The organism is Paracoccus angustae, assembly GCF_042648745.1.
Classification (GTDB): Bacteria; Pseudomonadota; Alphaproteobacteria; order Rhodobacterales; family Rhodobacteraceae; genus Paracoccus; species Paracoccus angustae.
Genome location: NZ_JBHRXY010000004.1, coordinates 163,923 through 186,783 on the forward strand (window position 1 = coordinate 163,923; position 22,861 = coordinate 186,783).

Genomic DNA, 22,861 nt, shown 5'->3' on the forward strand with positions numbered 1-22,861 from the left:
TCACACCCGATCCACGGATTTCCGGCCGAACAGGCCCTGCGGCATGAAAAACAGCACCAGAAGGATCACCACAAAGGCCGCCGCGTCCTTGTATTGCGACGACAGGTATCCCGCCGTCAGCGATTCCAGCAGGCCCAGCACGATCCCGCCCGCCAGCGCGCCCTTGGGGTTGCCCATCCCGCCCAGCATGGCGGCGGCGAACCCTTTCAGCGCCAGCGCCAGCCCCACGTCGTAGGAGGTCAGCGTGATCGGCGTCACCAGCACCCCCGCGAGCGCCCCGATCCCCGCCGACAGGGCGAAGGACAACGTCATCACGAAGCCCGTGTTGATGCCCACAAGCTGCGCGGCCAGGCGGTTGTTCGACGTGGCCAGCACGGCGCGTCCCGTCAGCGTGCGGGTGAAGAACAGCCACAGCCCCACGAAGACCACCACCGCCCCGCCGATCACCCACAGGCTTTGCGGCAGGATCGTGGCCCCGCCGATGCGCAGCGGCGTGTCGCCGGAAAAGGCCGGAAAGCTGTGGATCTGCTTGCCGAACAGCAGTTGCGCCCCGCCCCGGATGAAGATCGAGGCGCCGATGGTGATGATGATCAGCGACACCACCGGCGCGCCGCGCGCGGGCTCGATGGCCAGCTTGTTCATCAGGACGCCCACAGCCGCGGTGGCCGCGATGGCGATCAGCGCGGCCAGGGGCAGCGGCAGGCCCGCCGTGTGGCAAACGAAGGTCAGCATGCCGCCCAGCATGACGAATTCGCCCTGGGCGAAGTTCACCACGTCGGAGGCGTTGTAGATGATCGTGAAGCCAAGCGCGACAAGCGCGTAAACCGCGCCAACCGTCACGCCCGAAAACAGGAATTGCAGCAGTTCCGCCATGGCGACCCCTTCGGCAGATGATGCCGCGCCCCGCCAAGGGCGCGGCGGTCAGCGGATCATTCCACCACGGTCCATTCGCCGCCCTTGATCTGCAACATGCGGAAGGCGGACAGGTCCAGGCCCAGGTGATCCTCGGCCGACATGGTGTAGACGCCGGTGGTTCCGGCAAGGCCGCTGGTCGCCTCGATGGCGTCGCGGATCGCCTGCGGCTTGGCGCTGCCCGCCCGTTCGATGGCGTCGGTCAGGATCAGGAAGGCGTCATGGGCATAGCCGCCGAAGGTGCCGACCGCCGTGCCGGTCTTTTCCTCGAACGCGGCCTTGTAGGCGTCCACCACCGGCTTCTGGGGATCGTCCGCAGGCAACTGGTCGGCGATCAGCAGCGCGGTGCCGGGCAGGCGCACGCCCTCGGCGGCATCAGACCCCGCCAGTTCGATGAAGCCGTCGGAGGCCACGCCGTGCGACTGATACAGCGGCAGGTCGATGGCAAGCTGGCGATAGTTGCGCGTCACGATGGACGGGCCCTGGCCGAAGCCGGGGTTCAGCACGGCCTGCACGCCCTCGGTGTTGCGGATCTTGGTCAGCTGCGTGGTCATGTCGGCATCGGTGGGGTTGTAGGTCTCGTCCGCCGCGACGGTGATGCCGTATTCGCCCACAACCTCCTTGCACTGCGCCTGCATCGACGCGCCGAAGCCGTCGGTGCCCGAGATCATGCCGATGCTGGTGATGCCCTGCTTCTGCATGTCCTCGAAGATCTTCTGGCAGGCCATGCGGTCGGTATGGGGGGTCTTGAAGGTGAAGGGCTTCACAGGGTCGATGATCTCGATGGCGCCGGCCAGCGAGATGAAGGGGATCTCGTTGTCCTCGGCCACCGACAGGATCGACATGGAGGTGCCGGTGGTGGACCCGCCGATGATCGCCACGACCTCGTCATCCTCGATCAGGCGGGTGGCGAAGGTGCGCGCCTTGTTCGGATCGCCGCCGTCGTCATAAAGCGTCAGGGCGATCTCCTCGCCGTTGATGCCGCCCTGCTCGTTCAGGGCTTCGACCAGCATTTCCAGGGTCTTTGCCTCGGGGTCGCCCAGGAAGGCGGCGGGGCCGGTGGCGGACAAGGACGCGCCGATGCGGATCTCGGCGCCGGCGGCGGTCGCGCCAAGCGCAAGAGCGGTGGCAAGGGCGGTGGTGGTCAGGGTCTTTTTCATTTGGTCTCCTCCCCAGAGAACTTGGTCAAACGGTGGCGGGCCTGCGCCACATCACGCGGCGAAAGCGGGTCGCGACAAAGGCGGTGTCGGTCAGGCAGGCGTTCCCGGCGGGGTTCGCGCCGGTGACGTGGAAATCGCTGAAGGCCGCCGACTGGTTGACGTAGATGGCCCCGGTCAGGTTGACCGACAGGTTGACGCCCACGCGGGCGAAGGCCTGGGCGGCGCGGCGGATGCGGGCCTCGTCGGTGTCGTAAAGCGCGGCGGTGATGGCGCCCTTGGTCGCGGCCAGGCGGGCGGCGCGCGCGATGCCGTCATCGGCATCCGCGCAGGGGATCAGGAAGGCCACGGGGCCGAAGCATTCGGCCTGCGCCACCGGGGCATCGGCATCCACCGCCAGCAGCAAGGGCGTGCCGTCCCGGATCACCCGGCCCTGGTCGCGGGCGTTTGCCGCGCGGTCCAGCGTCGCCGGATTGGCGATGGCGCCGCAGATGCCCGCCGCCTGCTTCGGATCGGCCAGCAGCGCGTCGATGGCCTGGGCCAGCCCGTCCGCCACCTGGTCAAAGCTCTTGTGCCCTTGTTCGGTGTCGATGCCAGCCGCCGGAACGTAAAGGTTTTGCGGCGCCGTGCACATCTGCCCGGAATACAGCGACAGCGAAAACGCCAGGTTCGCGCACATGCCGTCGAAATCGTCGGTCGCGGCGATGATCACGCCGTTGACGCCCGCTTCCTCGGTGAAGATCTGCGCCTGGCGCGCGTTCTCGCGCAGCCAGCCGCCGAAGGCCGACGACCCGGTATAGTCGATCAGCCGCACCGCCGGATCGGTCGCGAGCTGCTTGGTGATCGGTGCGTCCGGTTCATCGACGGCCAGCAGGACCGCATCGGCGGGCAGGCCCGATTCGGCCAGAACCTCCCGGGCGACCTGCACGGTCAAGGCCAGCGGCAGGATCGCGGCGGGATGGGGCTTCACGATCACCGGGTTGCCGGTGGCGAGGCTGGCGAAGATGCCGGGATAGCTGTTCCAGGTCGGGAAGGTGTTGCAGCCGATCGCCAGCGACAGGCCCGCAGGCACCAGGGTCCAGTGCTTGTCGATCACCAGGGGCGCGGCCTTGCCCTGCGGCTTTTCCCAACGGGCGGTGTCGGCAAAGCGGGTCATCTCGGTCCAGGCCACCGCGACAGCCTCCAGCCCGCGATCCTGGGCGTGCGGTCCGCCCGCCTGAAAGGCCATGGCGAAGGCCTGGCCGGTGGTGTGCATCGTCGCGTGGCCCAGCAGGAAGCTGATCCGGTTCAGGCGCGCCAGGATTTCAAGGCAGGCGCCAACGCGGGTTTCCACGCCCGCCGCCGCCAGGGCTTCGGCCGCAGCCTGCGCCGCCGCGATCAGCACCGGCGCATCCGCCGCCGGATAGGCGATGCGCAGCGAATCGCCCCAGGGCGAGACCTCCGCCCCCAGGCGGCGCCGCTCGGGGTGGCCGGGCAGGGCGAAGTCGCGCCCGACCAGCGCCCGAAAGGCCGCCTCGCCATCGGCCCTGGCGGTGTCGCCATAGATCCTGCCGCTGGGCACCTCGGGGAAGGGCGTCCAGAAGGCGCGCGCGTGCAGCGCGGTCACGGCATCATCCAGCATCCGGCGATGGCGGGCGAAATGGTCGGTCATGGCTCCTCCGCCGGTTCCTCCTCCGGCTTGCGAATATCATTGACCGGCCGGTCGGTTTATGCAACAGATTTCTTCGAGGAGGCCGAGAAATCGGCGCGAAGGGAGAAATGCCATGACCCGTTCGGACACGGTGCTGTCGGCCCTGGCCGATGGCGTGCTGACGCTGACGCTGAACCGCCCCGAGAAGCTGAATTCCTTCAACGAGGACATGCACCGGGCGCTGCGCGAAGGCGTCCAGCGGGCGCATGACGACGCCGCCGTTCGCGCGGTGCTGCTGACCGGGGCGGGGCGCGGCTTCTGCGCCGGGCAGGACCTGGGCGACCGCGATCCGCGCAAGGGCGGGCCCGCGCCGGATCTGGGGCACACGCTGGAGACGTTCTACAACCCGACGCTGCGGCTGATCCGGTCCTTGGAAAAGCCGGTGGTCTGCGCGGTCAACGGCGTGGCGGCGGGGGCGGGGGCCAACATCGCCTTCGCCTGCGATATCGTTCTGGCCGCAAGATCGGCGCGCTTCATCCAGGCTTTCGCCAAGATCGGCCTGATCCCCGACGCGGGCGGCACCTGGCAGCTTTCGCGCATCCTGGGCGAACCCCGCGCCAAGGCGCTGGCCCTGACCGCCGAGCCGCTTCCGGCCGAAAAGGCCGCCGACTGGGGGCTGATCTGGAAGGCCGTGGAAGATGCCGACCTGATGGATCAGGCGCAGGCCCTGGCCGCGCAGCTTGCGGCAGGTCCGACCCTCGGCCTCGGCCTGACCAAGCGGCTGATCCAGGAGGCCGCGACCAACAGCCTCGACCGGCAGCTTGACGCCGAACGGGACGCCCAAGCCCAGGCGGGCCGCAGCGCGGATTATGCCGAGGGCGTCACCGCCTTTCTGGAAAAGCGCGCCGCACGGTTCACCGGCCGATGAAACCCTTGTCCGAAATGACCCCGCAGGACATCGCCGAAGCCTCGGCCCGGGCCATGTGGAACGACGATTCGGCCAGCCAGCGGCTTGGCATGACCCTGGACCACATCGCGCCGGGACAGGCCACGCTGTCGATGACCGTGACGGACGCCATGTCGAACGGTCACGGCAACTGCCACGGCGGCTATATCTTCACGCTGGCCGACAGCGCCTTCGCCTTTGCCTGCAACAGCTACAACCAGATGGCCGTCGCGCAGCATTGCTCGATCACCTATCTGATCCCGGGCCGCATCGGCGACCGGCTGACCGCCACCGCCACGGAGGTCTCGCGCCGGGGCCGGTCGGGCATCTACGACATCCGCATCACCAACGGGGACGGGCAGCACGTGGCCGAATTCCGCGGCCATTCGCGCACCGTCAAGGGCACGCATCTGCCCGCCTGACCCATATTCCAGGGAGGAGAACCATGGAAGACCTGACCCCCAACCCCAAGGATCTCGACCCTATCGAGACCGCGTCCCGCGACGAGATCGAGGCGCTGCAATTCCACCGCATGAAACGGTCTCTGAAGCACGCCTTTGAGAATTCTCCCTTTTACCGCAACCAGTTCATCAAGGCCGATGTCCACCCCGAGGATCTGAAGACCTTGGGCGACATCGCCAAGTTCCCCTTCACCGTGAAGCAGGATCTGCGCGACTGTTATCCCTTCGGCATGTTCGCCGTGCCGCAGTCCAGGCTGGTGCGCATCCACGGATCGTCCGGCACCACCGGCAAGCCGACCGTGGTGGGCTATACCCAGGCCGACATCGACCATTGGGCGAACCTGATCGCCCGGTCGATCCGCGCGGCGGGCGGCCGGCCCGGCGACATGCTGCACAACGCCTATGGCTACGGTCTGTTCACCGGCGGGCTTGGCGCGCATTACGGCGCGGAACGGCTGGGCTGCACGGTCGTGCCCATGTCGGGCGGCATGACCGAACGGCAGGTGACGCTGATCCACGACTTCAAGCCGCGCATCATCATGGTGACGCCCTCCTACATGCTGTCGATCCTGGACGAGTTCCGCCGCCAGGGCCTCGACCCCCGCCAGTCGTCCTTGCAGGTGGGAATCTTCGGCGCCGAACCCTGGACAAACGCCATGCGCCAGGAGATCGAGGACGCCTTCGACATGCACGCCGTGGACATCTACGGCCTGTCCGAGGTGATGGGACCGGGCGTGGCGCAGGAATGCGTGGAAACCAAGGACGGGCTGCATATCTGGGAGGATCATTTCTACCCCGAGATCATCGACCCCGTGACCGGCGAGGTTCTGCCCGACGGCCAGCTGGGCGAGCTGGTCTTCACCACGCTGACCAAGGAAGGCCTGCCGATGGTGCGGTACCGCACGCGCGACCTGACGCGGCTGCTGCCCGGCACCGCGCGGTCGATGCGCCGGATCGAGAAGATCACCGGGCGGTCCGACGACATGATCATCCTGCGCGGCGTCAACGTCTTTCCCACCCAGATCGAGGAGCAGATCCTGAAATGCCGCGGCCTTGCGCCCCATTTCCAGATCGAGCTGACCCGCTCGGGGCGCATGGACACCATGACCGTCCATGTCGAATGCGCCGATGATCATGCGGCGGCGGATGCCCGCGCGGCATCCGCCAGGGAACTGTCCCACCACATCAAGTCGGTGGTGGGCGTGTCCACCCGCATCGAGGTGCGCGACCCCGGCGGCATCGCCCGGTCGGAAGGCAAGGCCAGGCGGGTGGTGGACAACCGCCCGAAAGAATGACGGCTTGCGCAGGGGCGGTGGTGACTTTGCCGCGACCCCCGGCTAAAGCGGGCGAAACCCAGGCAGGACATTGACCATGGCTCGGACGCGGGCACAGGATTTCGAGGAAAAGCAACGCAGCATCCTGGATCATGCGGCGCTGGTCTTTGCCGAACAGGGCATGGATAAGGCCTCGATGGCGCAGATCGCCCAGCAGGCCCAGGTCAGCAAGGCGCTGCTGTACCACTATTACCCCAGCAAGGACGCGCTGATCTTCGCGATCATCATGACGCATCTGGAGGAGTTGCAGGACGCGCTGGAAGCGGCCGACGACGCGGCCCTGCCTCCGCACCAGCGGTTGCGCAGCCTGGTCGGCGCGGTTCTGGAAAGCTATCGCGGCGCCGACAACCAGCACAAGGTGCAGCTGAACGCGACCGCCGCCCTGACCGACGACCAGAAGGCGCGGATCATGGCGGTGGAACGCGGCATCGTGAAGCGGTTCTCGGCGGTGCTGGAACAGATCAACCCCGATCTGAACACGCGCGACCGCCCGCTGCTGATGCCCGTCACCATGTCGCTGTTCGGGATGATGAACTGGGTCTACATGTGGTTCAAGGACGGCGGCCGCATCAGCCGCGAGGATTACGCCGACGTGGCGACGACGCTGATCCTGGAAGGGATCAAGGCGGTGCGGTGATCCCCGGATGCAGGATGCGTGCCCGCGGGCGCCCTACGGCCCGAACCCCTTCCGCGCCATCACCAGCGGATCATAGCGCGGCGCCTCGGCCCGGGGCCGGTCCGGCTCCACCCCGGTCAGCGCAACCGCCGGGGCCAGCTTTGTCTTCGCCTCGACCGCAAGCTGCTGATAGACGCCGGTCCCCTGCCGCTTCCAGGCGATCTCCTCGGGCGACAGTTCCCGCACCACCTTGGCAGGCGATCCGACCGCCAGCGAATTCGGCGGGATCCGCGCGCCGGCCTTCACAAAGGCCATGGCGGCGACGATGGCGTTCTCGCCCACGACCGCCTCGTCCATGACCACGGCGTTCATGCCTACCATGGCGTTGCGGCCGATGCGGCAGCCGTGCAGAACGGCGCCGTGGCCGATGTGGCCGGATTCCTCGACCACGACATCCTTGCCGGGAAAGGAATGGACCACGCAGGTTTCCTGCACGTTCGACCCTTGGTGCAGGACAATCCGCCCGAAATCGCCGCGCAGCACGGCGCAGGGGCCGACATAGACGCCCGGTGCCACGATCACGTCGCCGATCACCACGGCCTCGGGGTGGACGAAGGCCCCGGGGTCGATCACGGGCACGATGCCGTCCCAGGAATAGACCTTGGCCATCATGCGACCGGAGGCCAGGTTTTCGCCACCATGGTCAGCACGTCGTATTGCGCGACCACGGCGCCGTTCTGGTTCGTGACCCGGCAGTCCCAGCGGACTTCCCCATGGCCCGCGTTCTCGCGCGGGTTGATCTCCTTGCAGGTCAGGCGGACTTGCAGCGTGTCGCCGAAATAAACCGGGGTCAGGAAGCGCAGGTTGTCCACCCCGTAGTTCGCCAGAACGGGACCGGGGTTCGGCTCCACGAACAGGCCCGCCGCGAAGGAGGCGATCAGATAGCCATGCGCCACGCGGTCGTCGAAGAAGGGGTTGGCCTTGGCGGCGTCGCTGTCCATATGGGCGTAAAAGGTGTCGCCGGTGAACCGGGCGAAATGCTCGACATCCTCCTGCGTCACCTTTCGCGCCGCCGTCACCAGCTGGTCGCCGATGCGCAGATCGGCCAGCGACTTGCGGAAAGGGTGGTCGCCCTGCCGGGTGTCCGCGCCTTCGATCCAGCGGCCCGTGACCGCCGACAGCAGGCGCGGCGTTCCCTGAACGGCGGTGCGCTGCATGAAGTGTTTCACCCCGCGGATGCCGCCCATCTCCTCGCCCCCGCCCGCGCGGCCCGGCCCGCCATGAACCAGCGGCGCCAGGGGCGAGCCGTGCCCGGTCGAGGACCTGGCCGAGGCGCGGTTGCCGATCAGCACCCGCCCGTGGAAGGGCGCGACGCCCAGAACCACGCGTTCGGCCACGTCTCTGTCGTCGGTGAAGACGGACGACACCAGCGAGCCGCGGCCGCGCGCGGCCAAGGCCACCGCCTCGTCCAGATCGTCATAGGCCATGACGGTGGAAACCGGACCGAAGGCCTCGCAGTCGTGGACCGCCGCCGCCTCGAAGGGCTTGGGGGCATGAAGCAGCACGGGGTTCAGAAAGGCGCCCTTGCCGGCGTCGCCGGACGCGATGCGCACGTCGTCGGGGTTGCCCGCGACGATCTCGGCCACCGCCTGCAACTCGCGGATGCGCGCCCGCACCTCGTCCCGCTGGCCCAGGCTGGCGAGCGGGCCCATGCGGGTGCCCTCGTCCCCGGGCAGGCCGAGGGTGGTCTTGTCCAGCCGGTCGCGCAGCGCGGCGATCAGCGCGTCCACCTGGCCGCGCGGGGCGATGACGCGGCGGATGGCGGTGCATTTCTGGCCCGCCTTCGACGTCATCTCGCGGGCGACTTCCTTCACGAACAGGTCGAACTCGGGCGTGCCCGCCACCGCGTCGGGGCCGAGGATGGTGGCGTTCAGGCTGTCGGCCTCCATCGTGAAGCGGGTGGAATGGGCGACAATGGCGGGATGGGTCTTCAGCTTGCGCCCCGTCTGGGCCGAGCCGGTGAAGGTCACCGCGTCCTGTTCGGTCACGTGGTCCAACAGGTCGCCCACCGATCCGCAGACCAGTTGCAGCGCGCCCTCGGGCAGGATGCCGGTTTCGATGATGCGGCGCACCACCAGTTCCGTCAGATAGGCGGTCTGGCTGGCGGGCTTGACCAGGCAGGGCACGCCCGCCAGCAGCGTCGGCGCGATCTTTTCCAGCATCCCCCAGACCGGAAAGTTGAAGGCGTTGATGTGGATCGCCACGCCATGCAGCGGGGTCAGGACATGCTGCGCGCTGAAGCTGTCGTCCTTGGACAAGGGCTCCACGTCGCCGTCGGTCAGCACGCGGGCGTTCGGCAGTTCGCGCCGTCCTTTCGAGGCGAAGGTCAGCATGGTGCCGATGCCGCCCTCGATGTCCACCCAGCCATCCGCGCGGGTCGCGCCGGTGTGCAGGCTTTCGGCGTAGAAGTCTTCCTTCTGCGCCATCAGCGCCAGGCCAAGCGCCTTGAGCATCGCGGCGCGTTCGTGAAAGGTCATGGCCCGCAGCCTGGGACCGGCCTTCGTGCGCCCGTGGTCCAGCGCCGCCGCGAAGTCGATGCCGGTGGAATCGATGGTCGCCACCGGATCGCCGGTGGCGGCGTCCAGCAGCACCTGACCCTCCTGCTTTCCGGGCACCCATTCCCCGCAGACATGGCTTTCCAGGCGGCGCGGGGCGCGAAGCGTGATGGTCATGGTCTATCCTTCCAGTTCACAGGTCCAGGGGGGCCAGTCGGTCGCGGGCCAACTGTTCCCACCGGTCCAGCAGCGTCTCGTTCGGGGTGTGGCGCAGGCCGAAGCGGGCCTGCGTGTCATGGCGGGCCGAATGGGCGACGCCGAACCCCGCCGCCACGCGGGGGCGCCAATAGGCGATGCTGGCCCGCGCCTCGGCGCGGCCCGCGTCGGTTTCGACGATCCTGGCCAGGCCCTCCAGGCCCAGTTCGGCATGGCGCGCCTCGCGCGGGGCGATCTCGCGGAATACCTCGGCCAGCGGGGCATAGGAGACGCGGGTCAGTTCCGCCATCTGCACGCCGGTCGCCAGGCCTTGCAGGACGTTCATCACAACCGCATCGGTCCAGCCGGCGATCGGATAATGGAACACCGACAAGCGCATGTCGCCTTCGCGGCGCGTTGTTCCCAGATCGCTGTCGCGGGCCACGCGGGCGGCCCAGTCGTGGCTTGACTGATAACGGCGGGTATCGGTGCCGAAATCGCCCATCACGGCCAGCACGCGTTCGGCGTGATCGGCCTTTTCCAGCGTGATCCGGGAGGCCGCGATGCGTTCGCGGATCCCGGGCGCGAAGTTGATCGACGCGGCAAAGCCTGCCGAGGCCGCCAGCTCGCTGTCCACGAAGGACGACATCATCCGCATCAACTCGCCGCGATAGCGGGCGGGGACGTTGCCGGGCGCGGTCAGGACGCCGCCCCGGGCCAGGTAGTCCTCGATGTTCATGGCGTCGGACATGGGGGCCTCATTCGTCATAGGTGACGGTCACGCGCTCGGTCAGGGGATAGGACTGGCAGGACAGCACGTAACCCGCGCGCACCTCGTAATCCTCAAGCGCGTGGTTCACGGCCATTTCCACCTCGCCTTCCAGCACCTTGCAGCGGCAGGTGGAACAGACGCCCGCCTTGCAGGAATAAGGCGCGTCCAGGTTGGCGGCGATGGCGGCGTCCAGGATGGTCTGCCCCTCGCGCGGCATGGAAAAGCTGCGGGTGGCGCCGTCCAGCGTGACGGTGGCCTGGGTGCCCTCGCCGGCATCAGCGGCCTTCGACGCGGGGCGGGCCTTGGCTCGGCCCGGCTGGCTGCTGGCGAACAGTTCGAACCGGATCTGGTCGTCGCGCAGCCCGTGGTCCCGCAGGGATTGCGCCACCGTCAGCATCATCGGTTCCGGCCCGCAGATAAAGGCCGCATCGACCGATTTCGGGTCGATCCAGCGGTCGAACAGCGCCGTCATCTTGGCGGCGTCGATGCGGCCGGTGAACAGCTCGATCTCCTGCGCCTCGCTTTCCAGCACGTGCAGGACGGAAAAGCGGCCGAGATGCAGGTTCTTCAAGTCTTCCAGTTCCTCGCGGAACATGATGCTGCTGATCTGGCGGTTGGCATAGACCAGCGTGAAGCGCGACCGCGGCTCGCGCCGCAGCACGGTCTTGACGATGGACAGGACCGGCGTGATCCCCGACCCGGCGGCGAAGCCCACGTAATGGCGCGCGGCTTCCGGGTCGAGCGGCATCGAGAACTTGCCCATGGGCGGCATCGCCTCGATCTCGTCGCCGGGGGCCAGGTTCTCGTTGGCCCAGGTGGAAAAGGCCCCGCCATCGACCCGCTTGATGCCGACCTGGAGGCAACCGTCATCGACGCCCGCGCAGATGGAATAGGACCGGCGCAACTCCTCGCCGTCGAAGCTGCGGCGGAAGGTCAGGTATTGGCCTTGGGTGAAGTCGAACAGGGCGCGGTCCTCGTCGCGCGGGGCCAGCGTCACGACCACCGCGTCGCGGGTTTCGCGGCGCACGTCGGTGACCTTCAGGGGCAGAAAGCGTGCCATCGGGGTGTCTTTCCTTGGGCGTCGGGGGTGCGGTCAGATGCACTTGAAATAGTCGAAGGGTTCCAGGCAGTCGGCGCAGCGGTAGCTGGCCTTGCAGGGGGTGGATCCGAACTGGCTGACCCTTTGCGTATGGGTCGATCCGCAGCGGGGGCACTGGATGGTCAGGTTGTTGCCCATCAGGCGCGACACCCGCCCGGCCAGAACGCCATCAGCCGCCGTTCCGTCCACCGGAGGCGCGATGCCGAAGGCGCGCAGCTTCTCGCGCCCTTCCGGGGTGATCCAGTCGGTCGTCCAGGCGGGGGCAAGCTGGCGCTTCAGTTCCAGCTTCTCGATCCCCCGGGCGCGCAGGGCGGTCTCGATGTCCAGGTTGATCACGCCGGTCGCGGGACAGCCGGAATAGGTGGGCGTCACCGTGACCACCAGGGTGTCGCCATGCCAGGCGACATCGCGGATGATGCCCAGGTCGGTCAGGCTGATGACCGGGATTTCCGGGTCCGGCACCTGCGACAGCCAGTCCCAGATCCGGTCGGTTGGGGGCAGCGTCGTGGCGGACATGGCGTCACCACTTGGCGCCGGGATAGGCGCGTTGCAGGAACTGCATCTCGGCCAGGATATAGCCCAGGTGTTCGGTGTGGATGCCCTTCTTGCCGCCGCCGGATCCTGAAACGCCGTGCTGCCACGCGGCGGTCGGGACGGCCAGCGTGGCCTCGTCCAGAACCGCCGAAACCGTCCGGTCCCAGGCCGGTTTCAACGAGGACGGCAGCGGCGCGATCCCGGCATCGGCCATGGCCTGATCCACGGCATCGTCCACGAACATCTCGCCGGTATAGGACCACAGCCGGGTCAGCGCGGCCTGCATCCGGGCGCGGCTTTCGTCCGTGCCGTCGCCCAGCCGGATCACCAGATCGGCCGACCGTTCCAGGTGATAGGCGACCTCCTTCTCGGCCTTGGCGGCGATGGCGGCCACGCGGCTGTCCGAGGAAGCCCCGAGCGCCCGCAGCAGTTCGATATGAAAGGCGTCGAACAGGAACTGGCGCATCAGCGTCACGCCGAAATCGCCGTTGGGCAGTTCCACCAGCAGCAGGTTGCGGAACGCCCCCGCGTCGCGCAGGTAGGCCAGCGCGTCGGCGTCGCGGCCCCGCCCCTCGACTTCGGCGGCAAGGCCCAGCCACAACTGGCATTGTCCGATCAGGTCCAGCGCCTGGTTGGCAAGCGCGATGTCCTCCTCCAGCGCGGGGGCGTGGCCGCACCATTCGGACACGCGGTGGCCCAGGATCAGGGCGTTGTCGCCCATGCGTTGCAGGAATTCCACGAACTCGGGCTGCCCGGCATCGGGGGCGGGCACCGCCACAGGACCGCTGCCGGCCAGGGCCTGACCCGCAAGCGCGATCAGGTTCGGGGTGGTCATGTCGGGAAGGGACGGCATCACATGTGACCTATCTCGTCGGGGATGTCGTAAAAGGTCGGGTGGCGATACACCTTGCTGTTCGACGGGTCGTAAAGCGGCCCCTTTTCCGAAGGCGACGAGGCCGTGATGTCGTTCGAGCGGACCACCCAGATCGACACGCCCTCGTTGCGGCGGGTGTAGACGTCGCGGGCGTTGCGGATCGCCATCTCGGCGTCGGGGGCATGCAGGCTGCCGACGTGGCGGTGGTTGAGGCCGTGCTGGCCCCGGATGAAGATTTCCCAAAGCGGCCATTCGCTGGACATGATAGCTCCTCCCGAAGCTGGGGATGTGGCTGGGACGGGCGCGGGCGGCGTCCGTTATTCGGCGGCGTGGCGGGCGGCGCGGGCGCGTTCGTCCGCCTTGGCGGCATGGGCCATCAGCCCGTCGCGGAACCAGGCGCCGTCCTCCCAGGCCTTGACGCGGGCGCCCAGGCGTTCGGCGTTGCAGGGACCGTTTCCGGCGATGACCGCGAAGAATTCCGACCAGTCGGGTTCGCTGAAATCGTAGCCGCCCTTGTCCTCGTTCCACTTCAGGTCCGGGTCGGGGACGGTCAGGCCCAGGTATTCGGCCTGCGGCACGGTCTGGTCCACGAACTTCTGGCGCAGCTCGTCATTGGTGTTCATCTTGATCTTCCACGCCATCGACTGCGCGGAATGGACCGAGTCCTTGTCGGACGGCCCGAACATCATCAGCGCCGGATACCAGAAGCGGTTCAGCGCGTCCTGCGCCATCGCCTTCTGCTCGGGCGTGCCAGCGCACATCTTCATCATGATGTCGTAGCCCTGCCGCTGGTGGAACGACTCCTCCTTGCAGATGCGGATCATCGCGCGGGCATAAGGGCCATAGGAGGTGCGTTGCAGCGGCACCTGGTTCATGATCGCCGCGCCATCGACCAGCCAGCCGACCGCGCCCATGTCGGCCCAGGTCAGCGTGGGATAGTTGAAGATCGACGAATACTTCATCTTGCCGGAATGAAGCGCCTCCAGCAGTTCGTCGCGGCTGACCCCCAGGGTCTCGGCGGCGCAATACAGATACAGGCCGTGGCCCGCCTCGTCCTGGACCTTGGCCAGCAGGATCGCCTTGCGTTCCAGCGTGGGGGCGCGGGTGATCCAGTTGCCCTCGGGGAGCTGGCCCACGATTTCGGAATGGGCATGCTGGCCGATCTGGCGGATCAGCGTCTTGCGATAGCCTTCGGGCATCCATTCCTTCGGCTCGATCTTCTCGCCCCGGTCGATGCGGTCCTGAAAGGCGATCTCCTCGGGCGTCATCTCGTCGCGGGACTTGGAACCTTCGGATTTGACAAGCTGTGCATACATGGCAGTCCTCCCCTTCAGACGCGTTCGATGATGATGGCGATGCCCTGGCCCACGCCCACGCACATGGTGCAAAGGCCGTATCGCCCGCCGGTGCGGATCAACTGGTACATCGCGGTGGTGACAAGCCGGGCGCCGGACATGCCCAGCGGGTGGCCGATGGCGATGGCCCCGCCGTTCGGGTTCACGCGCGGATCGTCGTCGGCAAGTCCCAGGTCACGCAGCACGGCCAGCCCCTGTGCGGCAAAGGCTTCGTTCAACTCTATCACATCCATCGCGTCCAGCGACAGGCCCGCGCGCGCCAGAACCTTGCGCACCGCAGGCACCGGGCCGATGCCCATGACGCGGGGCTCCACCCCCGCCGCCGCCATGGCGATGATGCGGGCCTTGGGCGTCAGACCCTGGGCGCGGGCCGCGTCCTCGGACAGGATCGCCAGCGCGGCGGCGCCGTCGTTCACGCCCGAGGCGTTGCCCGCCGTCACCGTCAGGTCGGGACCGTTCACGCCCTTCAGCCGGGCCAGGGTTTCCACCGTGGTGCCGGGGCGGGGATGTTCGTCGGTGTCAAAGGTGAGGTGATCGCCCTTTTTCTGCGGGACATGCACCGGCACGATCTCGTCGCGAAAGACGCCTGCGGCCTGCGCGGCCGCCCAACGGTCCTGAGAGCGCGCTGCGAAGGCGTCCTGATCGGCGCGGCTGATGCCGTGATCGGCGGCCACGTTGTCGGCGGTTTCGGGCATCGAATCGGTACCGTAAGCCTTGCGCAGCGCGGGGTTCGGGAAGCGCCAGCCGATGGTGGTGTCGTAAACGGCGTTGCTGCGCGAGAAAGCCGTTTCCGCCTTGGGCATCACGAAAGGCGCGCGGGTCATGCTTTCCACGCCGCCCGCAACAACGAAATCGCAGTCGCCCGCCCGGATCGCGCGCGCCGCCATGCCGATGGCGTCCATGCCCGACCCGCACAGCCGGTTCACCGTGGTTCCCGGCACGCCGATGGGCATTCCGGCCAGCAGCACGGCCATGCGGGCGACGTTGCGGTTGTCCTCGCCCGCCTGGTTGGCGCAGCCCAGGATCACGTCGTCCACGGCAGACCAGTCGGCATCGGGGTTGCGCGTCATCAGCGCCTGCAAGGGCAGGGCGGCCAGATCGTCGGCCCGGATCGTCGCGAGCGCGCCGCCGTAACGGCCGACCGGCGTGCGGATCGCATCGCAGATGAAGGCTTCGGACATGCAGGATCCCCCCAAGGATGTTCGGCTGGCGGCGATGATTCTCCCAATTCATCGACCGATTGGTCAGCTTATAACAGGCCACACATTACATCGCCAAGAAAAATGTGCATCGGCCTGTAATGTTTCAAGCCAGCGCCTTCAGCCGCGCCTCGGTCCGGGGGGTGGCCTCGGGCAGAGGGCCGTTCTCGTCCTCCATCACGCGGGCGACATGGGGTTCGGACAGGGGGGTCAGGGCGGTGTAAAGGTTGCGGAACAGGGCCTGCGCGTCGGTTCCGGGCCAGTCGGGGGGCAGCGCCCCGGGCGGCAGGCCGGGGTCGCGCAGCAGGACGCCGCGGTAAAGGTGAACCAGCAGCAGGCGGGCGATCAGCGCATCCTCGGGTGACAGGGCAGGGCCTTCGGCCAGAGGGCCGAAACGGTCCAGCACGGTGCGGTAACCACGGGCAAGCGCGGCCAGATCCCAGAACGCCGCCAGCCTGGGCAACTGGTCCAGCCCCGCCACGGGAACCGCGCGCAGGGCCAGCCCGCCGGTGGCGGGTGAGCCGCCTCGCGCCGGGCAGATCCACAGGTCGCCCGCCATCCGGGCCATGCGGTGGCGGCGGGCCAGATCCTCGGGCATGTCGGGGTCCAGCATCACCAGCCAGTCGCCCGAGGGTTGGGGCCGCGCATAAAGCAGCCGCGCGGCATCGGCAAATTCCGCGCGGGCGGCGGGCGCCAGGCGGTAGAAGCTGCGCCGGCCCACGCGCTCGCCTTCCAGCCGTCCCGCCGCGACCAGGCGGGACACGGCCGTGCGCACCAGGTTCTCGCTGATGCCGATACGGGCGCAGATCGCGATCAGGCTGCCGATCCACAGCACTTCGCCGCGCGGAACGACCACGTCGCCATAAACGGTGACGATAAAGGATCCGGCGGTGATCGGAAGATCGGCCGTCAGGCGCTGGATCAGAGGGGTGGGGGTCATCGCGGGTCCGGGCGTCGTTCACGGCCCAGGCCTAAAGGCAAACCGTCCGTTTTATCAAGGGCATCCCGCGCGGCCGGGCCGGACAGGCGCAAGAACGGCAGGGAAGGGCCTGCCGCTTTCCGGTTTCCGCGCGATGCCTTGCGCCGGGGCGGCTCAGCGGCCGCCTTTTGTCTTGGGATCGTGGGTGTGATGGCTGTCACGCACCCCGCCGCCGCCCGAAACATCCGAATCCGGGCCGTTGGTCGGCTCGCCGGGCGCGGGCCCCCGGTTTTCGGTGGGATCGGGAAGGTCGGGGCGCTGGTGGCTGCTGCCGGGACCGCCGTGATGGCGGTTGGCGGCATCGGATTTGTTCGCTGTGGACATCGCGTCACCTGTCCTGCTGATGGCCTTGGTTGGTGGTGTTCTGCTTGATGTTCCCTTGCCGCCCCTGCTGGTCCAGGTTGCGCTGGCGGGGATCGGGAACGGCGTCGTCCGTCGGCGCGCCCCGCTTGGCAGGGTCGCCCGGGCCTTTGGTGCTGCGGTTCGCCGGGGGAACGGGTGGAAGTCGCTGGGCCATGATGCTTCTCCTGTGGGTCGGGGTTAACCCGCCCGGGGCGCATTTTGTTTCAACGCCCGGCGCAAGCCCGCCTTGACCCCGCGCCGCCCTTGCGGTTTTCAGGGGTTCGCCAGACCCTTTCCGAAGCCGGGCTGCCCGGCCGGCGCGCCGGTGCCTGCCTGCAACACAAAAGGAAAACGACATGACCATTCTTGCCGTGGGGGCCCAAGCCGCCGACCAGCCGCTGGACCGCATGGAGATCACCCGCCGCGCGGTGGGCGCCCATGACGTGCGGATCGAGATCGTTTATTGCGGCATCTGCCATTCCGACCTGCACCAGGTGCGCAGCGAATGGGCGGGCACGCTGTATCCCTGCGTGCCGGGGCACGAGATCGTGGGCCGCGTCGCCGCCGTGGGCGGCCATGTCACCACCCACAAGGTTGGCGACCTGGTGGGCGTCGGCTGCATCGTGGACAGCTGCCAGCATTGCGCCGAATGCGACGAAGGGCTGGAGAATTACTGCGACGGCATGGTCGGCACCTATAACGGCCCGACCGCCGACGCGCCGGGCCATACGCTGGGCGGCTATTCGCAAGCCATCGTGGTCCATGAACGCTATGTCCTGAAGATCACCCACCCCGAGGAGCAGCTGGCCGCCGTGGCGCCACTGCTCTGCGCGGGGATCACCACCTGGTCGCCGCTGCGCCACTGGGGCGCGGGACCGGGCAAAAAGGTGGGCGTGGTGGGCATCGGGGGCCTCGGGCACATGGGCCTGAAGCTGGCGCACGCCATGGGCGCGCATGTGGTGGCCTTCACGACCTCGCCCGACAAGACCGCCGACGCGAAGGCGCTTGGCGCGGACGAGGTGGTGGTGTCGCGCAACGCGGACGAGATGGCGGCCCATGCGCAAAGCTTCGACCTGATCCTGAACACGGTGGCGGCCCCGCACGATCTGGACGCGTTCCTGGCGCTGCTCAAGCGCGACGGAACCATGGTTCTGGTGGGGGCGCCCGCGACCCCGCATCCCTCGCCCAACGTCTTCAACCTGATCATGCGCCGCCGTTCCCTGGCGGGCTCGATGATCGGCGGCATCCCCGAAACGCAGGAGATGCTGGATTTCTGCGCCGAACACGGCATCACCGCCGATATCGAGATGATCCGCGCCGACGGGATCGAGGACGCCTATGAACGGATGCTGAAGGGCGACGTGAAGTACCGCTTCGTCATGGACATCGCCACCATCGCGCGATGAGCTTGCGAAGGGCGGCGGCGAACGCCGTCCTTTTCCGAAAGGAGACGCCGCATGAAGATCACCCGCCCGGGCCAGACGCCCTCGACCTCTGGTCCCGCCGACTGGTTCACCGGCACCGTCCGCATCGACCCGCTGTTCGCGGCCGAGGCGCCGGGCCGGGCGGCGGGGGCCCATGTCACCTTTGAACCCGGCGCCCGCACCGCCTGGCACACCCATCCCGCAGGCCAGACGCTGATCGTGACCTTCGGGCGCGGCCTTGCGCAGCGCGAAGGCGGCCCGGTCGAGGAGATCCGCGCGGGCGACGTTGTCTGGTTCCCGGCGGGCGAGAAGCACTGGCACGGCGCCGCCCCCGACACCGCCATGAGCCACATCGCCATCCAGGAAAGCATCGACGGAACAACCGTCACCTGGATGGAAAAGGTGGCGGATAACGATCACCGGGGCTGAGGCGCGTCATTCCTGCGCGCGCAGCACCCGGGCCGGGCGGGCCGACAACGGGCGCAGCGCGAAGACCAGGCCCGCGGCCAGGGTCGCCAGAACACCGCCCGCGACGATCGCCAGGGCCGATCCCGGGGCGGGGCGATAGTCCATCTCCATCACCTGTGTCAGGACCGCCCATGACGCCAGGGCGGCGACCGCGACCGCGACCAGCCCCGCCGCCGCGCCCATCAGCACGGACCGCAGCGCAAAGCTGGCCAGCACCCGGCCCCGCGTGGCGCCAAGGGTCTTCAGCACCGCCGCCTCGAAGACGCGGGGGCCTTCGCCCGCCGCCGCCGCGCCGATCAGCACGGCAAAGCCGGTGGCCAGAGTCGCCACCGCCGCCATCGAGGTCGCCCGGGCCAGCGCGGCCATCGCCTCGGCCACGCGCCCGGCCACCTCGCGCACGCCCACGGCGGTGATGTTGGGATAGGCGTTCGAGATTTCGCGCAGGATGCGTCCCTCGGCGGCGGGGTCGGCATGAAGGGTGGCGATATGGGTATGGGGCGCGGCGCCAAGGCTGGCCGCGTCGAAGATCATGACAAAGCCGATCCCGCCGCTGCGGAAATCCAGCTGCCGGAAATTCGCGACGGTGGCGGTGATGTCGCGCCCCAGGACGTTGACCGTGATCCGGTCGCCCAGGTTCAGGCCCAGTTCGGCGGCCTCGTCGGCGCCGAAGCTGACCAGCGGCGGGCCCGCATAATCGTCCGCCCACCATTCGCCCGCCGTCAGCGCCGTGCCCGGGGGCGGGGCGGCCGCATAGCTGACGCCGCGGTCGCCGCGCAAGACCCAGTGATCCCTCCATTCGCGGGCCGGGACGCCGTTGATGGCGGTGATGATCCCGCGCAGCGACGGGGCGGTCTCGACCTGGTCGGCGCCGGGTTCGGCGTCCAGCCGGTCCAGGAAACCTTTCAGCTGGTCGGGCTGGATGTCGATGAAAAAGAAGGACGGCGCCCGTTCGGGCATCTCGGTGGCGATCGCGCGGCGCAGGTTGGCGTCGATCTGTCCGACCGTGGCCAGAACCGTCAGGCCGAGGCCCAGCGACAGGACCACCGCCGTCGCGCCTTCCTGCGGGCTGCCGACGGCGCCAAAGGCCAGGCGCAGCGCGGTGCGCCCGCGCAGCAGCGGATGGCGCGCCAGCCGCCGGGCCAGCGCGCGCAGGCCATGCGCCGCCAGCGCCAGGGCCGCCAGCGCCCCCGCGACCCCCGCCGCCGAGGCCAGGGCCAGCCGGGGCGCCGACGCCATCAGCGTGGCCGTCCCGATCAGCGCCGCCACGGCCAGCGCCAGCGCCAGCAGATAAAACCCGCGCGGCCGGGCGCGCGCGCCTGTCCCGATGCCGCGGAACAGGGCTGCGGCGCGCACCCGCTCCACCCGCGCCAGGGGCAGCAGGATGAAGATCAGCGCGGTCAGGACGCCGTAAAGCGCCGCCTCGGCCAGGGGGGCGGGATAAAGGGCGAACTCCGCCGGGATCGGCAGGCGCGCTTGCAGCAGGGGCGCGGCGGCCAGCGGTCCAAGCCCGCCCAAAGCCAATCCGCCCGCGACCCCCACCAAGGTCAGCAGGCCGATCTGCATCAGATAGACGGCGACAATGGTGCGCCCCTCGGCCCCCAGGGTCTTCAGCGTGGCGATGACGGGGGTCTTGCTCTCCAGATAGCTTTGCACCGCCGAGGACACGCCGATCCCGCCGACCGCCAGCCCCGCAAGCCCGACAAGCACCAGGAACGAACCCAGCCGATCCACGAAGCGTTCGACCCCCGGCGCGCCGTTGCGGCTGTCGCGCCAGCGCATTCCCGCCCCCTCGAACCGCTCGGCGGCGGCGGCGCGCAGCCCGTCCAGGCCGTCGCCGGGGCGCAGGATCAGGCGATAGCTGGTCTCGAACAGGGTGCCGGGCGCCAGCAGCCCCGATCCGGCAAGGCCCGAGGTCGGCACAAGCGTGCGCGGTCCAAGCCCGAAGGTCGATCCGAGCGCGTCGGGTTCCCTCACCAGCGCGGCCATCAGGACGAAATCCTGGACGCCCAGCCGGAAGCGGTCGCCCGTGGCCAGCCCCAGCCGGTCGATCAGCAGCGGATCCATCGCCGCGCCCGGCAGGCCGCCGCGCCCGGCCAGGACATCGGCGACGGGCATCGGCGGATCGAACCGCGCCTGCCCGTAAAGCGGCCAGGCGCCGTCGATGCCCTTGACCTGGGTCAGGGCCCGCTCGGCGTCTCCGCCCGGACCTGCCACGGCCATCGACCGGAAATCGACCACCTCGGACAGGCGCGCGGCACGGGATTCCATCCAGGCCCGCTCGTCGGCATCGGCGAAGCGATAGGTCAGGCGCAGTTCCGCGTCGCCTCCCAGCAGCACCGCGCCTTCGCGCGACAGGCCGGCGGCAATGGCGGCGCGCACCGATCCGACCGCCGCGATGGCGCCGACGCCCAGCGTCAGGCACAAAAGGAAGATCCAGAAGCCCGCCAGCCCGCCGCGCAGTTCGCGCCGGGCGATGCGCCAGGCGACGGTCATGACGCGGCCCGGCGGTGGCTGTCGCAGCCCTCGACCCGGCCGTCGCGCAGGCGGACCACGCGGTCGCAGCGCGCGGCCAGGTCATGGGCATGGGTGACAAGCACCAGCGTCGCCTCGTGACGGTCGCGCAGGCCGAACAGCAGGTCCATGATCACCTGGCCGCTGGCGCCGTCCAGATTGCCGGTCGGCTCGTCCGCCAGAAGGATCGCGGGGCGCGGCGCGGTGGCGCGGGCCAAGGCCACCCGCTGCTGTTCCCCGCCCGACATCTGCGCGGGATAATGATCCATCCGCGTGCCCAGGCCCACGGCGCGCAGCTCGGCCGCGGCGCGGCCGAAAGGGTCCGGCTGGCCCGCCAGCTCCAGCGGGGTGGCGACGTTTTCCAGCGCGGTCATGGTCGGGATCAGGTGGAAGGACTGGAACACAACGCCCATGCGGCCCCGGCGGAACCGGGCCAGCGCGTCCTCGTCCAGCGCGGTCAGGTCATGGCCCAGGGCCGCGACCGTCCCGCCCGTCGCGCGTTCCAGCCCGCCCATCAGCATCAGAAGCGAGGACTTGCCCGATCCCGAAGGGCCGACCAGCCCCAGGCTTTCGCCCCGGTGGACATCCAGCGAAATGCCCCGCAAGATTTCCACAAGCCCGGCATTGCCCTGCAAGGTCAGGGAAACATCCCTCAGCGACAAAACCGGATCGGTCATGAACATCCTTCCCGAAAACCCGCCTTTCCTGCCATTTAGGGTGCGCCGCCGTTCTGGCAAGCGGCAATGGCGCGGCATCGTCGCGGCGCTTGTCCTGGCGGCCCTGCCCGCAGCGGCCCCGGCCCAGGAACCGCTGCGGCTGGCGGCCCTGGGGGATTCGCTGACCCAGGGCTATGGCCTGCCCGCCGACCAGGGGCTGGTGCCGCAGTTGCAGGACTGGCTGCGGGGGGCCGGCCATGACGTGATCGTGATCAACGCGGGCGTCAGCGGCGACACCACGGCGGGGGGCCTGTCGCGGCTGGACTGGACCCTGGCCGACAAGCCCGACGCCATGATCGTGGCGCTTGGCGGCAACGACCTGCTGCGCGGCATCGACCCCGCGACCAGCCGGGCCAACCTGGACGCCATTCTCACCCGCCTGAAGGCCGAAGGGGTGCCCGCCATGCTTGTGGGCCTGTCCGCGCCCGGCAACTATGGCCCCGACTTCCAGCAGCAGTTCGCGGCCATGTTTCCCGACCTGGCGCGGGACCATGGCGCGGCGCTTTATCCCGACCTGCTGTCCCCCATCACGCAACGGTACGCGGCGGGGGAAAGCTATCGCGAGCTGATGCAGGACGACGGCCTTCATCCGAGCGCCGCCGGGGTGAAGGCCATTGTCGCGGCCCTGGGACCGGCGGTCGGCGAATGGCTGCAAGACACCATGGCGTCCGCGAACTGACGCCGCCGGGCGCCTTTTCGCCGGAAAGGGAGGAAACTAACATTTGTTGCCGGACGCCGGTTCATCCGGCAGGTGACGCAAGGGAGTTAATCCCATAATGTCT

Annotated in this window: 24 protein-coding genes; 7 read left to right on the forward strand and 17 right to left on the reverse strand. The window is 68.8% G+C overall.

The genetic code is table 11. The features are described 5' to 3' along the window. The 3 genes from ACFOM8_RS07855 to paaN are packed head-to-tail and all read right to left on the reverse strand — an operon-like array spanning position 1 to position 3,720. The gene (locus tag ACFOM8_RS07855; protein ID WP_377760913.1) at positions 1–873 is read right to left on the reverse strand and encodes a branched-chain amino acid ABC transporter permease; all 873 of its coding nucleotides are present in this window, start codon (positions 871–873) and stop codon (positions 1–3) included. Between the two features lie 56 nt (positions 874–929). Beyond that, positions 930–2,072 (reverse strand): ABC transporter substrate-binding protein, encoded by a 1,143-nt coding sequence (locus ACFOM8_RS07860; protein WP_377760915.1) that lies wholly within the window; start codon positions 2,070–2,072, stop codon positions 930–932. Positions 2,073–2,097: 25 nt separating this feature from the next. After that, on the reverse strand, positions 2,098–3,720 hold the full coding sequence (gene paaN, locus ACFOM8_RS07865; protein WP_377760917.1) for a phenylacetic acid degradation protein PaaN: 1,623 nt from the start codon (positions 3,718–3,720) through the stop codon (positions 2,098–2,100). A gap of 112 nt (positions 3,721–3,832) precedes the next feature. Here paaN and paaG point away from each other — a divergent pair, with 112 nt between their 5' ends. The 4 genes from paaG to ACFOM8_RS07885 all read left to right on the forward strand — a co-directional run bounded on the left by paaG (position 3,833) and on the right by ACFOM8_RS07885 (position 7,077). Continuing rightward, the gene (paaG, locus tag ACFOM8_RS07870) at positions 3,833–4,627 is read left to right on the forward strand and encodes a 2-(1,2-epoxy-1,2-dihydrophenyl)acetyl-CoA isomerase PaaG (protein WP_377760919.1); all 795 of its coding nucleotides are present in this window, start codon (positions 3,833–3,835) and stop codon (positions 4,625–4,627) included. 14 nt (positions 4,628–4,641) lie between these two features. Next, the gene (gene paaI, locus ACFOM8_RS07875; protein ID WP_377761009.1) at positions 4,642–5,067 is read left to right on the forward strand and encodes a hydroxyphenylacetyl-CoA thioesterase PaaI; all 426 of its coding nucleotides are present in this window, start codon (positions 4,642–4,644) and stop codon (positions 5,065–5,067) included. A gap of 23 nt (positions 5,068–5,090) precedes the next feature. After that, positions 5,091–6,401 (forward strand): phenylacetate--CoA ligase PaaK, encoded by a 1,311-nt coding sequence (paaK, locus tag ACFOM8_RS07880; RefSeq protein WP_377760921.1) that lies wholly within the window; start codon positions 5,091–5,093, stop codon positions 6,399–6,401. Between the two features lie 76 nt (positions 6,402–6,477). Next, positions 6,478–7,077, forward strand: a complete 600-nt coding sequence (locus ACFOM8_RS07885) for a TetR/AcrR family transcriptional regulator (RefSeq protein WP_377760922.1) — start codon at positions 6,478–6,480, stop codon at positions 7,075–7,077. 33 nt (positions 7,078–7,110) lie between these two features. Here the strand turns inward: ACFOM8_RS07885 and ACFOM8_RS07890 are convergent, their stop codons facing one another. The 12 genes from ACFOM8_RS07890 to ACFOM8_RS07945 all read right to left on the reverse strand — a co-directional run bounded on the left by ACFOM8_RS07890 (position 7,111) and on the right by ACFOM8_RS07945 (position 17,135). After that, positions 7,111–7,728 (reverse strand): acyltransferase, encoded by a 618-nt coding sequence (locus tag ACFOM8_RS07890; RefSeq protein ID WP_377760923.1) that lies wholly within the window; start codon positions 7,726–7,728, stop codon positions 7,111–7,113. Beyond that, positions 7,725–9,788, reverse strand: coding sequence for a phenylacetic acid degradation bifunctional protein PaaZ (gene paaZ / locus ACFOM8_RS07895; protein WP_377760924.1), 2,064 nt, complete (start codon positions 9,786–9,788; stop codon positions 7,725–7,727). Before paaZ ends, ACFOM8_RS07890 begins: the two co-directional genes overlap by 4 nt. A gap of 16 nt (positions 9,789–9,804) precedes the next feature. Next, positions 9,805–10,557, reverse strand: a complete 753-nt coding sequence (locus ACFOM8_RS07900) for a Phenylacetic acid catabolic protein (protein ID WP_377760925.1) — start codon at positions 10,555–10,557, stop codon at positions 9,805–9,807. Positions 10,558–10,564: 7 nt separating this feature from the next. Further along, positions 10,565–11,638: a 1,2-phenylacetyl-CoA epoxidase subunit PaaE gene (paaE, locus tag ACFOM8_RS07905; protein ID WP_377760926.1), complete on the reverse strand. Its 1,074-nt coding sequence runs from the start codon at positions 11,636–11,638 to the stop codon at positions 10,565–10,567. A gap of 33 nt (positions 11,639–11,671) precedes the next feature. After that, complete coding sequence (paaD, locus tag ACFOM8_RS07910) at positions 11,672–12,193, reverse strand: 1,2-phenylacetyl-CoA epoxidase subunit PaaD (RefSeq protein WP_377760927.1); 522 nt, start codon at positions 12,191–12,193, stop codon at positions 11,672–11,674. A gap of 4 nt (positions 12,194–12,197) precedes the next feature. Continuing rightward, positions 12,198–13,064 (reverse strand): 1,2-phenylacetyl-CoA epoxidase subunit PaaC, encoded by an 867-nt coding sequence (gene paaC, locus ACFOM8_RS07915; RefSeq protein ID WP_377760928.1) that lies wholly within the window; start codon positions 13,062–13,064, stop codon positions 12,198–12,200. Next, positions 13,064–13,348 carry a 1,2-phenylacetyl-CoA epoxidase subunit PaaB gene (paaB, locus tag ACFOM8_RS07920; protein ID WP_207469577.1) on the reverse strand — a complete coding sequence of 95 codons (285 nt, stop codon included), beginning with the start codon at positions 13,346–13,348 and terminating at the stop codon, positions 13,064–13,066. Before paaB ends, paaC begins: the two co-directional genes overlap by 1 nt. Before the next feature lie 54 nt (positions 13,349–13,402). Next, positions 13,403–14,401: a 1,2-phenylacetyl-CoA epoxidase subunit PaaA gene (gene paaA / locus ACFOM8_RS07925; RefSeq protein ID WP_377760929.1), complete on the reverse strand. Its 999-nt coding sequence runs from the start codon at positions 14,399–14,401 to the stop codon at positions 13,403–13,405. 14 nt (positions 14,402–14,415) lie between these two features. Next, positions 14,416–15,621, reverse strand: a complete 1,206-nt coding sequence (gene pcaF, locus ACFOM8_RS07930) for a 3-oxoadipyl-CoA thiolase (RefSeq protein WP_377760930.1) — start codon at positions 15,619–15,621, stop codon at positions 14,416–14,418. A gap of 124 nt (positions 15,622–15,745) precedes the next feature. Further along, entirely contained in the window at positions 15,746–16,579 is an 834-nt protein-coding gene (locus tag ACFOM8_RS07935) for a PaaX family transcriptional regulator C-terminal domain-containing protein (RefSeq protein ID WP_377760931.1), read from the reverse strand. Positions 16,580–16,732: 153 nt separating this feature from the next. Next, positions 16,733–16,942, reverse strand: a complete 210-nt coding sequence (locus ACFOM8_RS07940; protein WP_377760932.1) for a hypothetical protein — start codon at positions 16,940–16,942, stop codon at positions 16,733–16,735. A 4-nt stretch (positions 16,943–16,946) separates the two neighbouring features. Next, the gene (locus ACFOM8_RS07945) at positions 16,947–17,135 is read right to left on the reverse strand and encodes a hypothetical protein (protein WP_377760933.1); all 189 of its coding nucleotides are present in this window, start codon (positions 17,133–17,135) and stop codon (positions 16,947–16,949) included. A 181-nt stretch (positions 17,136–17,316) separates the two neighbouring features. Between ACFOM8_RS07945 and ACFOM8_RS07950 the strand changes: the two genes are divergently transcribed. Both ACFOM8_RS07950 and ACFOM8_RS07955 read left to right on the forward strand, forming a co-directional pair. Continuing rightward, entirely contained in the window at positions 17,317–18,366 is a 1,050-nt protein-coding gene (locus tag ACFOM8_RS07950) for an NAD(P)-dependent alcohol dehydrogenase (protein ID WP_377760934.1), read from the forward strand. A 51-nt stretch (positions 18,367–18,417) separates the two neighbouring features. After that, positions 18,418–18,813, forward strand: a complete 396-nt coding sequence (locus ACFOM8_RS07955) for a (R)-mandelonitrile lyase (protein ID WP_377760935.1) — start codon at positions 18,418–18,420, stop codon at positions 18,811–18,813. A 6-nt stretch (positions 18,814–18,819) separates the two neighbouring features. Here the strand turns inward: ACFOM8_RS07955 and ACFOM8_RS07960 are convergent, their stop codons facing one another. Together ACFOM8_RS07960 and ACFOM8_RS07965 are read right to left on the reverse strand one after the other, a co-directional pair. Beyond that, positions 18,820–21,345: an ABC transporter permease gene (locus ACFOM8_RS07960; protein WP_377760936.1), complete on the reverse strand. Its 2,526-nt coding sequence runs from the start codon at positions 21,343–21,345 to the stop codon at positions 18,820–18,822. Further along, entirely contained in the window at positions 21,342–22,040 is a 699-nt protein-coding gene (locus tag ACFOM8_RS07965; protein ID WP_377760937.1) for an ABC transporter ATP-binding protein, read from the reverse strand. The genes ACFOM8_RS07960 and ACFOM8_RS07965 overlap by 4 nt, the downstream gene beginning before the upstream one ends. Here ACFOM8_RS07965 and ACFOM8_RS07970 point away from each other — a divergent pair. After that, the gene (locus ACFOM8_RS07970) at positions 22,039–22,758 is read left to right on the forward strand and encodes an arylesterase (protein ID WP_377760938.1); all 720 of its coding nucleotides are present in this window, start codon (positions 22,039–22,041) and stop codon (positions 22,756–22,758) included. The two genes, ACFOM8_RS07965 and ACFOM8_RS07970, sit on opposite strands and share 2 nt — an antisense overlap. Positions 22,759–22,861 lie beyond the last annotated feature (103 nt).